Source organism: Calditrichota bacterium, from assembly GCA_013152715.1.
GTDB lineage: Bacteria > Zhuqueibacterota > Zhuqueibacteria > Thermofontimicrobiales > Thermofontimicrobiaceae > 4484-87.
Genome location: JAADFU010000002.1, coordinates 14,545 through 29,246 on the forward strand (window position 1 = coordinate 14,545; position 14,702 = coordinate 29,246).

Sequence of the window (14,702 nt, forward strand, 5' to 3'; positions counted from 1 at the left end):
TTCGAGAAAATTATTTGTCTGTTTTACTCAAAATCATTTCTCACAAAAAGAGAACATTCTATTTTACTGAACAGCAAATTCATCTGTTCCCTGTTTCCTTTTGATTTGCCTTCTAAAATCACAATGATCTTTTTTTGTAAACAAGACTCAATAGATTTAGCCCCATACAAAGTAAGCCCTGTGGATAACAGAATCCAAGGGCTTGTCTTCGCCAAAGAATTTTTCATAATCGAAAATCAATTCAGAAGCAAACTGCGGTAATCAGAATCTTTCATTTTTATTTCAACGTAAACATTTTTCTTATAATCATCCAGCCATTTCTGAAACTCTCTCTGCTGTTTAATTTTCAGCGCCCAGGCTTCCAATTGATCCCAATCTTTTTCAATGGAGATCTTTCTCGCATCCTGTCTGTCGTTTAATTTTAAAATATGCCAGCCGAATCGCGTTTTAAAAGGCTGGGAAATTTCTCCCACTTCAAGCGACTCTATCACATTCTTAAATTCTTTTTCCTGCAAATTGTCAACTTCAAACTTCCCCAAATGACCGCCCTGATCCCGGCTCGTTTCGTCGTCGGAATATTTTTTAGCGATCTCCGCGAAATCAGCACCCGGCTCGTCGAGCATTTTTCTTATTTTCAAGGCTTTTTCGTAGGTGCGTTTTTCGTCCTCTTTTGTCGGCTGCAACAAAATGAGCAAATGGCGCACGTTGATTTTGTCGCCGCGACGTTCGATGCATTGAATAATGTGATAGCCAAAACGCGTCTTTACAATATCGGAAATTTCTCCGGGCTTCAACATGAAAGCGACTTCTTCAAATTCCGGTACAAAATCGCCGCGCTGAATGAAACCCAATTCTCCGCCACGCGCTTTGCTGCCTGGATCTTCTGAGTATTGTCGACACAACTCAGCAAAATCTTCGCCCGCCTGAATTCGTTTTTGCAATTCCTTGATTCTCGCTAGTGCTTCTTTTTCCGCAGCTTCTCCGGGTTTGACATTCAATAAAATATGACTGATGTCCACTGTTTCTTTTATTTCAGGAATACTGTCCTTCATTGTCTTGTAAAATTCTTCCACTTCGCGACGTGAGATAGTTATTTTCTGAGACATCGTTCCGCGTAGTCGCTCCACCCTTAAATTATTTCTCACATCATCGCGAAATTTGCGTTTTATCTTTCCAATAGACATGCCTAATTGTTTTTCCAATTCAGCTTCAGAACCCACTCTTTTAATCATATTCTTGATTTGTTCCTCAAGCACGCTGTCTACTTGGCGTTCATCAACCTCAACGCTATCCTCTTCCGCCTTCGCCAGCAAAATTTTCTGATTGATCAAATTCTGCAACGTCCGCTTTTCCAGTTGTACAAATTTATCCGGATTTTTTCTCGGGTCAATTCCTAACTGAAAAGCCATGTTGAGGGAATACTGTGTCAGCTCTGAAGATAAAATAACATCATCTTCGACAATCGCGGCGATTCTATCAATTACCTGCTGAGAAAATAACCCGTTGACAGTACCCACGCAAAGAAGAATCGCCCATAAAAATATTTTGTTTTTCATCAAAAAAATCTCCATTATCAAAATTATGGCATTTTTTTCGCGGCAGCAGAATCACCGTACATTTGATTAATAAAAGATTCGTTCTTTTCCACTGCAATTTTTTGACGCAGATCAGAAATCAAACTGCGATATGCCTGTTTCTTTTTGCCGGCGCGCAAACGTTCATAAATTTGATTCTTGACATCATCAAATTTTCGAAAGGTGCCTCTTTCTCGCCTGGCTAATATTTTAAAAATATGATAACCAAATTCTGATTTGATCGGCCGGGTCACAGAACCAACGCGATACGAAAAAACCTTGTTCGCGACCTCCCGAACAACGTCGTCCTTATTAAAATAACCTAAATCGATTCGACCGCGGTCACGATAATCGACAGACAAATCTCGCGCCACCTTTTCGAAGTCCTCGCCGGCACCGATGCGTTTTAGCGCCTGATTTGCGATCTCAATCGTCGGCGCCAGTATGTGCAAAGCGTGGATTTCGGTCTTGGGAACAATAAAAGTGTCTTTATTTTTTTGGTAAAACGCCAACGCTTCATCCTCTGAAACTTGAGCGTCTTTGGTCAATAAATAACTTTCTAAAAATTTCCGCACCAAGAGCTCTTTTTTCATCTTTTCCAATTCCTGGAAATAATCCGCGTCCAAATCCATTCCCATTTTCACTGCCGCCTGATATAAAAGCTCCTGATCTATCCATTGCTGGATATAAATACCAACTTCCTCGTGCGACATTTTTCCCTTCAAATTATCCGGAATCTCTCGCGATAACATGCCCCAGGTCAACTTTTCGTTGCCAACACTTACAATAACTTGTTTCGATTCTTCTTTTTTCTTGGAGCAGGCAAAAAATGAAACAATTAACAGGAAAATAAAAAATCGGGTTTTCATTTATTTTAACATCCTTTAGCTTTCTAAAATTTTGCAAAATCTCTTTTATTAATAAAGAAAAAGACTACTCCTTCTTCAATCCACAGCCACAATATCAGGCCCAACATATTTTTTGCCTGTTTGCTTCAGCGCATTTTCATAGACAACAACATCGATTCTTTGTCTCAACGATTCCAGCCATTGTTTTTCCAGGCTGTCTTTTTTAATTCGGCGCAGTCGCGATTGCACCAAGCGCTTCGCCTCATCGTAGCTTTGCAGCGTCGCTGGTTTTTCGCCCAGAACCTTGATAATGCTATAGCCTTTGCCAATCAGAATCGGATCGGTCACGCCGCCAACTTTCACCTTGAAGGCCGGTTTTCCGATTCCTCCGCGGCCCCGTGAAATAAACCCAATTTTGCCTTTGTTTTTCTCCAAAGACTTCTTTTTATTGTACTGCTCGAACAAGCGGGTAAAATTTCTCCCGGCGCGAGCTAATTGAACAACTTTAGCGGCTATTTCTTTCGAGTTCACATAAATTTCCTGAACATCGCGCATGGGCGGATTTTTGAAATCCTCTCGATGTTCCTCGAAATATTTCTGATAATCTGCCTCTGTTAAATTCAATTTTTTGGAGACGCGATCGCGGTAAATCATCTGAATCAACTGCGCCTCTTTGAAATTTTTCACCTGCTCCTTGACTATCGGATCTTTTTTAAGATCGTTTACATTAATCTCTTTTTCCAGTAAGTACTTTTGCGCCACTCTTTCGTCTAAAAAAGTTTTCACGTCGTCAAGCGTTCGAAATCGGGGTCTGCGGTGTGACGGATAAATGCTCAACACATCCACTACGTCTCTGACCGAAATGGTCGTGAACGATAATTCCGCAATGACCCGACTCAGTTCTGCCGCAGAAAATCGTTGTTCAAGCTTTTTGGGTTTTGATTTTTCCCCTGCCGGCGAACTCGGCTTTTGATTTATCCGATCCAAGAACATTTGCATCACTGCTGACTTATATTTCAGACGATACTTCTTCTTTAATTGGTCTAAATAATCATAAAAACCCTGTTCAATCTCCCGATTATGAACGCGCCAAATCGCCTGTTTAATTTGCTCCTTCTGCTGTTCATAAGGAGGCGCAGGATACTTTTTGATGTGAACAACCTTGACGATATAAAACGCGCTTCCTACTTCAATAGGATCGGAAATCTCATTTTCTTTTAAATCGAACACCGCGACGTAAAGCGGATTTTTATAAGAAGTGGGTCCCCATTTCAAATAGCCCATGATGCCGCCCTGGGAAGCGGTTTTGGCGTCGTCGGATTCGCTCTTTGCAATTTTATCAAACCTATCGCCTGATTTTAATTTACGAACAATCGCGCGCGCCCGCTGCAAAGCGCGAGAACGTGAATCAGGAACGTTGGGATCAAATTTCACTACGATCTGTCGAATTTTCACCTCACGGTTCGCTTTGTGGTAGTAATCTTTCACGCGCGATTCCGGTACTATTTTTTCCACGACTTTCTTTTCCACGAGACGGCGAAACATAATAGCGCGAGATCGCTCGTCCAGTCTCTTTTGAAAGAGAGTATCTAAATCCAACTTGCTTTGATAGGCGTCGATCAATTTGAGAGCATTGTTAATCATGCCATTGAGATGCTTCTTTTTTTCTTCAAGCGTGGCTCCGCGCACCTGATTAGTCTTTTTATTTCTGGCAAAAGATTTGATAAAATCTTCTGCAGAAATTTTTTGACCGCCGACGCGTGCGACGAGTCGCTTATTTCTATCGCCGCAAGAAAATAATGTGACCAGCAACATCGCAGACAATGCAAGCGCCCAACCAAAACGACCGGAAATTTTCATTCCCTTCCTCCAAGTTTGTTAACCAACTGAAATTAAAGAGGTTAATCCACTATTATTTTTTAGAAACACACAAGCCCAATATAAACAAATAGTTACCATTTATTTTGGGGCGTTAAATTATCCTAAAAAAAGCTTCAACCGCTAATTTAAATTCATCAAGAAGTTTTTCCCATACTCGAGCGGATCCGCTTCCTTTTCTGGAATAAGAATTTTTATGCCAAAGCCCTCTTCTTTTCCCTGCACAAATTGATACTCACCATGTGCTTTGTCTATTATCCAACTGATTTTATTTTCAATTAGTTCCCGACTCGCTGCCTTGGCAATACGATCGCTGAAAAAGCACAACAGTTCTTGCGGGAAAAACTTGATTACTTTGAAATCATTTCTTTGCGCCAGCAATTTCAAAACAACAAAATTGAATAAATTTTTTGCGGGTTCAGGCATTCTGCCGAAGCGATCAATGACCTCTTCGCGAATCTGCTCCACTTTTTCGACTTCTGCCGCATTCGCCAGACGGCGATAAATATCCACTTTAAATTCCGGTCGGTCAATGTATTTGTCCGGCAGATAGGCGTCTTTTTCAAAAATAATTTTCACTTCTGTCCGCGGCTTGATTTCGGCAACCGGTTTTCCTTCCTGTTCCGCCTTTAATTCTTGAATCGCCTCATCGATTATCTTGGTGTACAGATCAAATCCCAGCGCCACAATATGGCCGCTTTGTTCTGTCCCCAAAAGATTTCCCGCGCCTCTGATTTCCAAATCCCGCATCGCGATATTGAAACCAGCGCCCAAATCCGCAAATTCTTCAATAATTCGTAGCCGTTTGAGCGCACCTCGGGTCAGACTTTTAATCGACGGCGCCAGCAAATATGCAAATGCCTGCTGATCCGAGCGCCCCACACGGCCGCGCAATTGATACAATTGAGACAAACCAAATCGATCTGCACGATTAATAATCATAGTATTCACATTGGGAATGTCCAGACCGGACTCGATAATCATCGTGGAAACAAGGCAATGGTACTTGCGCGTGGCAAAATCCCACATCACTTTTTCCAACTGCCGCTCATCCATCTGTCCGTGCGCTACAGCGACACTAATTTCCGGTACATGGCGGCGAATGATATTTGCCATCGACTCGATCGTGCCCACGCGATTGTGTACAAAAAAAACCTGTCCTCCGCGATCGACTTCTTTTAAAATAGCGCTCCGAATCAAATCCAAATTAAACGGCGCAATCTCGGTATGAATTGAGCGCCTGTTTTGCGGAGCCGTTGCGATTAAAGACATGTCCCGAATGCCCAGCAGCGCCATGTTTAACGTTCTCGGTATTGGCGTCGCCGACATGGATAAAACATCTACATTCACGTACTTCGTTTTGAGCTGTTCTTTTTTGTTGACGCCAAATCGATGTTCTTCATCGATGATCAGCAATCCCAAATTTTTGAATTGAACATCTTTGGACAGCAGCCGATGTGTGCCGATGACGACGTCTATTTTTCCCTGCGCCAATTTTTCGATGATGTACTTCTGCTCCGAACGTGAACGAAAACGAGAAAGCATCTCTATTCTCACAGGAAATTTTTCCAGCCGCTTCTTGAATAATTCATAATGCTGCAGCGCAAGAATGGTCGTCGGCACTAAAACAGCCGCTTGTTTGTTATCATTAACCGCTTTAAAAGCGGCGCGAATGGCGACCTCGGTTTTTCCGTAACCCACATCGCCACAAATGACGCGATCCATGGGGTAGGTTTTCTCCATGTCTCTTTTTACCTCTATCGTCGCTTTGCGCTGATCCGGCGTGTCTTCGAACTCAAAAGAGGCTTCCAATTCCTTTTGCCACAAACTGTCTTCGGAAAAAGCGTGTCCAGACTGGAGTTTTCTTTTCGCGTAAAGTACTGTGAGTTTCCGCGCGATATCTTTGATTCGCTTTTTGGTCCGTTTTTTTAAGCGATCCCAATCTTTGGAGCCCAATTTTGAAATTGTGGGAATGGCTCCTTCTTTGGCGGAATATTTCTGGATGCGATCCATTCGCTCCAGCGGCACATACAGCATGTCTCCGTCGCGATATTCGATACTCAGACACTCGCGCTCGTGGCCCAAAACGGTGATTTTTTTCAGCCCGCGATAAATGCCGATCCCTTTATCCACATGCACCACAAAATCGCCGACGCTCAATGTATTGAGTTGCTGCACCGTCAAGCCCTGAGGTATTTTTTTCCTCTTTCTCCAGCGAGAACGGCGACCGTAAAATTGATTATCGGTTAAAACGACAATTTGCCCCTGCCGAAAAATGAATCCCTGACTCAACCCCGAAACGACAAATTGCATTTTATCGAGATTTACACCGGCGTCTTCGAACAATTCGCTCAGCCTTTCTACTTGTTCTGCCCGTGCGCACAAAAAGAAAATTTGATTCTCGCTCCTCCCCGAATTGGTCATTCCGGCATAAGCGGCTACTTTTGTCTTCAGCAGTTTAACGTTTCCGTGCAGCGACTCCTGTTCCTGGGCGCCAAAATCAATGACTTCGGAAAAATCTCTGTCAGGAAGAAAAGAATTGTGTTCGATACGAGTGAATTTTTCGAGCTTTTGTTTAATTTTCTCCCAGGGAAAAAACAAATCACCCATATTTGTTTGTTTTTTAATGAGTTGTGTCGTTTGCTGCGGATTGTACCCAAAAAATTCTTCAAGATTTCTCTCGATAAGCGGCTTTTCGTCGACAACCACAATGGCAGTATCATCAAAATAGTCAAGAATTGACTTTTCAAAGGAAAGTGAATTTTCATCGGTCTGTTCAGGAAATTGAGAATAAACCGCTAATTCATGAATCTTGTTAACCGAGCGTTGCGTAACCGGGTCGTAGCTTCTGATCGATTCGATTTTATCGCCAAAAAATTCTACGCGGTACGGCGAGTCGCTTCCATAAGGAAAAATATCCACGATGCCGCCGCGAACGCTCATCTCGCCCCAGCTTTCTGCCAAATATTCGCGCACAAAGCCCAGATCAGATAGCATTTTTTTGACAAATTCAAAATCCAAAATTTTCCCGACTTCAAAATATAGTCTTTGCGCGCGGAAATCAGCCAACGAAGGAAATTTGTGCGCTAATGTTTTTGCCGGCAAAATAGTGATAAATTTTTTCTTTTCCAGAAGCTTCTGAATTGCTGACAACAGTTCGTTTTTGAGATGATCGTCGTAAAGAGAGCCTTTCGCAGCAAATTCTCTCAGACGAGGGAACGAAGCGACTCGGCTCTGGCCTAACAGAGATTCCAAATCGTCGCGAAAAAGCTCTTCGCTCCCTTCTTCGCCCGTAATAAAAATAATCGGGCGATGCAGGTTTTTGTACAGCGCCGCTAAAAAAAGAGCTCGCAACGAACCTGCCAGCCCTTTGATGTAAATCTCTCTTTTCGATTGAATACCAGAAAGAATCCGCTTTACCGGGTGAGATTTTTCAACAATATGTAAAATGTCTTCTACTGTCATAATTTGATTAAAAATTGCCTTCGATTGCCTTTCTTACAAATCCGTCCGATAAATTTAACCGCCTCTGCGCTTCTTTTTTATCCACGCCCTTCAAAATCATCACTAACGCCGTTTTTACATGACCTTCCGCTTCTTTGAGTACTTTTTTCGCCGTATCGTAGTCGACTCCCGTGACCATGATCACTGTCCTTTTGGAGCGCTCTTCCAATTTTTTTGACGTCATCTGCAGATCGACCATCATATTGTTGTAAACTTTTCCCAGACGAATCATGGTCGTCGTGGTCAACATATTTAACACCAATTTTTGCGCGGTGCCGGCCTTCATCCGCGTAGAGCCCATAATTACTTCCGGGCCGACAACAGGGCAAATCGCGACATCGACATCCAACTCCAATTGTTCGCGATGAGTACAGGTCACGTACAGCGTCTTGGCACCTATTTTTCGCGCTTGTTCGATTGCTCCGACGACGTAAGGAGTAATTCTGCTGGCGGAAATTCCGCACGCGACATCTTTAGCCGTAAAGCCAATTGCCATCAAATCGCGGGCTCCGTCCTCTTTTCTGTCCTCGGCGCCTTCCTGGGCTTCCACTAACGCCCTATTTCCGCCGGCAATGATTCCCCGAACCAAATTTTTATCCGCTCCAAAAGTAGGAGGAATTTCCGAGGCATCTAAAACACCGAGTCTGCCGCTGGTGCCGGCGCCTACGTAAATTAGCCGGCCGCCATTTTTTATTGCATTTACGACGATTTCCACTGCCTGCGCAATGTAAGGAATTTGTTTCTCTACTACCAGGGGAACGGTTTTATCTTGTTTGTTGATCACGAGCAAAATTTCTTCCACACTCATTGAATCCAGCCCCATTGTGTCAGGATTCTGCTTTTCAGTTACCAACGTTTTCAACTTCTCATATAAATTTGATTCCAACTTACAACTCCTCCATTTTAGACTTTCACGTACACAAGGCATCTTTTTCTTGCCGGATCTACTAATTGATGATCCATTTCTTTGCTTTTCACCGTTTCGATTAGATGGTTTTGCTTCAATTCTTCAATTTCCGAATTCACATCTCCGCCTTTCCAGGCGATGAAAAATCCTTCTTTTTTCAACAATGCTTTTGTCCAACCAAAAACGACAGCGAGTTTTGCCACGGCTCGCGTCACGACAAAATCAAAAGAATGAACTAAGTTATCTTCCCGCCGCAGATTTTCACAGCGATCCATTATCACGCGCACATTTTTTAAATCCAAACCTTCAGCCACTTCCTTCAAAAAAAGCGCTTTCATTCGTTTCGATTCATTGAGAAAAACCTCAAGTTCAGGACGCAAAATAGCAATGGGAATGCCTGGAAAGCCGCCGCCGCTGCCAACGTCTAACATTTTTCCTTTGTTTGGAACAAAAAAATCAGCGAAGATAGCCAGCGACTCGGCAAAATGGTGCTCAACAATGTGAGCCGTATCGCTGCGAGAAATCAGATTTGTGCGCTGATTCCATTGCTGCAATAACTGATAATAACGCGCAAAACGGCTAATCTGAAAAGCAGAACCCGGTTCGCCTATCAGAGCAAAAATATTCTCTAATTTCTCTCTATCCTCGTTTCTCATTCTCTTTCAAATTGTTTCACGTGGAACATTTTAACCAGCCATCTTTTTCATGGCAACCAATAACACGGCGATATCCGAAGGAGATACTCCGGCAATACGAGAAGCCTGACCTATGGAACGCGGCTGTATTTTTTTTAATTTCTCCCGCGATTCTCGGGAAAGAGACGCCACATCTTCAAAATTGAAACCCGCCGGGATTTTCTTGTTTTCCAACTTGCGAAATTTTTCCACCTGCGCTTGCTGTCTTTTTAGATATCCCTCGTATTTGATTTCAATCTCCACTTGCTCGCAAACTGATTTCAGCAGCGAATCTTTTTCCGCTTTAAAAAGCGGGTGGTCTAAAATTCCCCCGAAATCCTCTAATTTTAATTCAGGCCGCTTGAGCAAATGGTACAGCGATGCCTTTTCAGAAATCGTTGACCGCTGTCTTTGCTGCAGAATCGGATTAATATCTTCAGGCGCGATCATTGTTTTTTTGAATTCTTCAATGTAACGAGCGATGAGTTGTTTCTTTTGTGTGACGCGTCGGTAAAAATTTTCGGGTATCAGTCCAAACCCATGCCCGAAATGCGACAGTCGTAAATCCGCATTATCCTGGCGCAGCAGCAGGCGATACTCTGACAGCGAGGTAAAAATACGATATGGCTCATCGATTTCGCGATTAATCAAATCGTCGATCAAAACGCCAATGTATGCCTGAGATCTATCGAGAATGAAAGGCGATTCATGGCGTAATTTTCGTGTTGCATTTACCGCAGCCACAAATCCCTGCACTGCTGCCTCTTCGTAACCGGACGTGCCATTTATCTGACCAGCAAAATAGAGATTTTCCACCAACTTGGTTTCCAGTGTTGCTTTCAATTGGTTGGGCGGAAAAAAATCATATTCGATGGCGTAGCCCAGACGAGTTACCTTGACATTTTCCAGCCCCGGCACGGTGCGCAAACCTAAAATTTGCGTATCTTCGGGCAAAGAAGTAGAAAATCCGTTCACGTAATACTCGCTTGTATCCCTGCCTTCGGGTTCGAGATAAAGCTGATGACTAATTCTGTCGGGAAATTGATCCAGCTTGGTCTCTATTGAAGGACAATAGCGCGGGCCCACGCCGATTATTTTCCCGGCAAACAGCGGCGACCGGACAAATCCAGAACGGAGAATTTCGTGAGTCTTTTCGTTAGTCGCCGTCAAAAAACACGGCACCTGCTGCTGGGTAATTTTTTCCGTTTGAAAAGAAAACGGTACCGGCTCCGGGTCTCCGGGCTGTTCGACCATTTTGGTGAAATCAGCCGTTCTGCCGTCGATGCGCGGCGGTGTTCCCGTTTTAAGTCTGCCGGCACGAAAACCGATTTTCACAAGACTCTCAGTGATCCCGGTCGCGGCAAATTCCCCGGCTCGCCCAGCAGGAAAACTCGTCATGCCAATATGTACCAGCCCATTCAAAAAAGTACCCGCCGTCAGAATCACTGCTTTGCCACGAATCTCGCTGCCGGTAAAAATACGAACGCCAACACATTTGTTTTTTTCTACAAGCACCTCAGTGGCCATCGCCTGCAGTAAATCCAGATTCTCTTGCTTTTCTATGGCACGACGCATACGCACGCTGTAGCCCAGTCGATCCGCCTGAGCGCGCAGAGACCACACAGCCGGGCCTTTGGATTTATTCAACATGCGAAATTGGATTCCTTCGTCATCGATAGCTTTTCCCATTTCTCCGCCCAAAGCATCTAGCTCGCGCACCAAATGTCCTTTGGCCAGACCTCCGATTGCCGGGTTGCAGGACATCTGGGCAATGGTAAAAATATTCATGGTGATGAGAAGTGTTTTCATTCCCATTCTCGCCGCAGCAAGGGCAGCCTCACTTCCGGCGTGCCCCCCGCCAACAACGATGACGTCGTACTGTTCTCTGAAATTGCTCATTCTTATTTTTCTAAAAAATTTGTTCCACGTGAAACAATTAAGTTAACGATTCGATTCTTATTTTCCAATACAAAATTGAGAAAAGATGTGATTTAAAATATCCTCACTGGTCACTTTGCCGCTGATTTCTCCCAGATGATCAAGGGCGTCTCTGAGATAGACAGCGATGAATTCAGAGGAAAGCCCTTTTTTTAATTCTTCTTTTACTTTTTCTAAATCGTCCGCAGCGTTTTTCAGTGCTGAAAAATGGCGCAGGTTTGTCACCATTACTTCCGAATTTTGCAATGGCGCAAAACTTTTCACTAATGAAATTATTTCATTTTCAAACTGCTTAATGCCTATTTTTTTTAATGCGGAAAGTTGCAATATTCTGACATTATTTTTAAATAGCTCTTTTTTTTCGATTTTTTGTGGTAAATCGCTCTTGTTTATTGCTCGAACATAACCTGCCGGCTGCTGCCGATCGATGAAATCCATAATTTCAACATCTTCGCGGGAAATATTTTCTGATCCGTCAAAGACGTGCACGACGATATCCGCGCCTCGCAAATATTCTCTGGCGCGGCGAATCCCCTCTTGCTCGATAACATCATCGGATTTTTTGATGCCAGCGGTGTCAAAAATGCGAAATAAAATTCCCTGAATATCCAGTCTCACTTCCAGCGCATCTCTCGTCGTTCCCGGAATGTCAGTCACAATGGCACGTTCCTCATTAGCCAGTGCGTTCAACAAACTCGATTTTCCGACATTCGGTTTGCCGACGATAACCAATTTCACGCCGTCACGAGCAATTCTGCCAGCTTGGTAAGTGTCAATTAATTGTACCAGCTCCTCGCGAATTTTATCCACTTGGGCGATGAACTCAGCGCGATCGACAAATTCCACATCTTCTTCGGCAAAGTCCAACTCCAATTCCAACAAAGAAAGTGCATGAATGAGCTGCTCGTAAATTTCCCGAATTCGCAGGGAAAGTTTTCCCTCCAACTGTCGCAGCGACGCCTGCAAACTAAATTCGGTTTGCGACTGAATCAAATCAGAGACGGCTTCCGCCTGAGATAAATCGACTCTGCCGTTCAAAAATGCTCTCAGCGTAAATTCCCCGGGCTCCGCCAATCGCGCGCCGCTTTCAACGAGTAATTCCAAAATTCGCTGGCTGACGTACACGCCGCCGTGGCAATTTATCTCGACCAAGTCTTCGCCGGTGAAAGAATGAGGCGCCTGAAATTTCATAACAATCACTTCGTCGACGAGATTTTCGCCGTCATAAATTTTTCCGTAAGTCGCTTTCCAATTTTCAATCTCATCGAAATTGCTCTGGCAGCGAAAAATGCGTTTCACGATTTCAAAACTCTTCTCACCGCTGAGGCGGACGATAGCAATTGCTCCCTGTCCAAAAGGAGTGGCAATCGCGGCAATTGTATCTTCAGTTTGGTACTTTTTCATAAATCAAAACAATCTGATATACAAAAAGCCCCACCAGAGTCATAGGGCTTTTTGAAATGAGAAAAATTTTTCTCGAAGTCTATTTTCGATTTCTTTTCTTTTTATTGCGGTCTACAGGTTTCATGACTACCGGTTTTGTCACCACAACTTGCTCTGGTGTCGCCTTATTTTCCGGAATATATTTTTGCTGTATCATCGAAAAGAGATTAAATAAAGTGTAATACAAATTCAGCCCGCTGGGAAATGAATTAAATAACAGCGTAAAAAACGCGGGCATCATGTAAACCATCGCTTTCTGTTTCGGATCGCGCATGGTCATTTTTTGCTGCAAAAACATAGTCACACCCATCAAAATCGGCAGCACATTCACCAGATTTCCGTAAAACGGAATGGAGAAAGGCAACACGGCAATCGTGTCTGGCGCGGACAAATCTTTTATCCACCAGATGAATGACGCATCGCGCAACTCAATTGTATTGCGAAAAATGATAAAAATGGCAAACAACAACGGCATCTGTAACAATTGCGGCAGACAGCCGCTCACCGGATTGACGCCTTCCGTTTTGTACAATTTCATCGTCTCTTTATTCAATCGCTGCGGATCTTTGCCGTATTTCTCCTTCAGTTCATTTAACTTGGGCTGCAAACTCTGCATACGATGCATGGACCCATAACTTTTTCGCGTCAGCGGCCAGACGATAATTTTAATCAAAATGGCAAACAGAATCAAAACTACGCCGTAATTGGGAATAAATTTGTGCATAAAAATAAATACTTTCAATACCAATTTGGCGAACGGCCTGATGACTGACATGCCAAAATCCATCAGTTTTGCTAATGTGGGATGGTATTTTTTCAAGCGAAAATAATCCATCGGCCCAATGTAGACGCGATAACGATAAGAAACAATGTTGGCATTGGACGTCGGCGGAAATTGATTTTTTAGATGAATCGCATATTTTTTTAACACGCGATTTCTTAAATCTTTTTCTTTATAAATTTCAGACGTCTCGCCGTACAACGTGGGTTCAATTTCTTTATCCGTCTCCGGAATAATGATCATGGTGAAATATTTAGTACGAATCGCGGTCCAATCCACGCTACCGCTAAAATCAGACCTCTGCTTGCGAATACCCGGTTTGTCTGGCAATTTCAATTCCTCTTTTTCACCGCCCTGATAAACGTAAGCTTTGGAATAGTTGACATCCTCTTTGCTGATATGACCCTGATAATCGAGTTCAGCATATTTGAGACCTGATTCCCAATTCAGGAAATAAATACCGTTATCAAAAAAGTTTGTCAAATTTTTAAATGTTAAATACAGATCGATAAGATACTCATCTCGATGAAAAACGAGTGTTTTTATGATTTGACGATTTCTTCCCAGATCTAAAGTAAATTTCAGCGTATCTGTCATTTTTCCGTCTGAAAAGTCTATTTTACGCTTATTTGGAGTGAAAATCGCGTCATACGTATTCAAAGTATCGCCCTGATAAATGAAAGCGACACCTAAATTTCCGTATCCGTGATTTTGAATTAATTCGACTTTTTGATCGCCGTCATAATTGTATTTTTTTAACGTCCACTGTGAAATAACGGCGCCGCGGGGATTAATTTTCGCTACATAGTTATCAGTTTCAATCGTGATGTCGCTGACATACACATTTTTCCCTGCCGCCAACTTTTCAGCAAGAGGGCTGGACGGCAAAGATTTATTCTGTTGTTCCTTATTCTCAATCTGAACCGCTGCGACGGGAGCGGTACGCTGTGCTTCTTTTTTCGCTTCAGTTCTGATGCTATCTGCAATTGCACTCCGCGCACTATCGCTGGCCACGCTTTGTGTCAAATCTGCCGGCGACATTTTTAACACTTTCTCTTTATAAAATTTCGTCTGCATAAGAACGAGAATCAAGCCAATTAATACGAACGCCGCTATAGTTTTTTTATCCATTGATTAAACCTAATTTTTTTGTGA

The 14,702-nt window shown here is 43.2% G+C and carries 9 protein-coding genes; all 9 read right to left on the reverse strand.

The window, feature by feature from the left end:
* Window positions 1–236: 236 nt before the first annotated feature.
* The 9 genes from GXO74_00225 to yidC all read right to left on the reverse strand — a co-directional run bounded on the left by GXO74_00225 (window position 237) and on the right by yidC (window position 14,678).
* Window positions 237–1,556 carry a parvulin peptidyl-prolyl isomerase gene (locus tag GXO74_00225; protein NOZ60083.1) on the reverse strand — a complete coding sequence of 440 codons (1,320 nt, stop codon included), beginning with the start codon at window positions 1,554–1,556 and terminating at the stop codon, window positions 237–239.
* A gap of 23 nt (window positions 1,557–1,579) precedes the next feature.
* On the reverse strand, window positions 1,580–2,443 hold the full coding sequence (locus GXO74_00230; GenBank protein ID NOZ60084.1) for a hypothetical protein: 864 nt from the start codon (window positions 2,441–2,443) through the stop codon (window positions 1,580–1,582).
* Window positions 2,444–2,518: 75 nt separating this feature from the next.
* Complete coding sequence (locus tag GXO74_00235; protein NOZ60085.1) at window positions 2,519–4,282, reverse strand: hypothetical protein; 1,764 nt, start codon at window positions 4,280–4,282, stop codon at window positions 2,519–2,521.
* A gap of 141 nt (window positions 4,283–4,423) precedes the next feature.
* Window positions 4,424–7,765 (reverse strand): transcription-repair coupling factor, encoded by a 3,342-nt coding sequence (mfd, locus tag GXO74_00240; GenBank protein ID NOZ60086.1) that lies wholly within the window; start codon window positions 7,763–7,765, stop codon window positions 4,424–4,426.
* A gap of 7 nt (window positions 7,766–7,772) precedes the next feature.
* Entirely contained in the window at window positions 7,773–8,732 is a 960-nt protein-coding gene (gene murQ / locus GXO74_00245; GenBank protein NOZ60087.1) for an N-acetylmuramic acid 6-phosphate etherase, read from the reverse strand.
* Window positions 8,708–9,367 (reverse strand): 16S rRNA (guanine(527)-N(7))-methyltransferase RsmG, encoded by a 660-nt coding sequence (gene rsmG, locus GXO74_00250; protein NOZ60088.1) that lies wholly within the window; start codon window positions 9,365–9,367, stop codon window positions 8,708–8,710. The genes murQ and rsmG overlap by 25 nt, the downstream gene beginning before the upstream one ends.
* A gap of 30 nt (window positions 9,368–9,397) precedes the next feature.
* On the reverse strand, window positions 9,398–11,284 hold the full coding sequence (mnmG, locus tag GXO74_00255) for a tRNA uridine-5-carboxymethylaminomethyl(34) synthesis enzyme MnmG (protein NOZ60089.1): 1,887 nt from the start codon (window positions 11,282–11,284) through the stop codon (window positions 9,398–9,400).
* 57 nt (window positions 11,285–11,341) lie between these two features.
* Window positions 11,342–12,727 carry a tRNA uridine-5-carboxymethylaminomethyl(34) synthesis GTPase MnmE gene (mnmE, locus tag GXO74_00260; protein ID NOZ60090.1) on the reverse strand — a complete coding sequence of 462 codons (1,386 nt, stop codon included), beginning with the start codon at window positions 12,725–12,727 and terminating at the stop codon, window positions 11,342–11,344.
* 79 nt (window positions 12,728–12,806) lie between these two features.
* Window positions 12,807–14,678: a membrane protein insertase YidC gene (yidC, locus tag GXO74_00265; GenBank protein NOZ60091.1), complete on the reverse strand. Its 1,872-nt coding sequence runs from the start codon at window positions 14,676–14,678 to the stop codon at window positions 12,807–12,809.
* Between the last annotated feature and the right edge of the window lie 24 nt (window positions 14,679–14,702).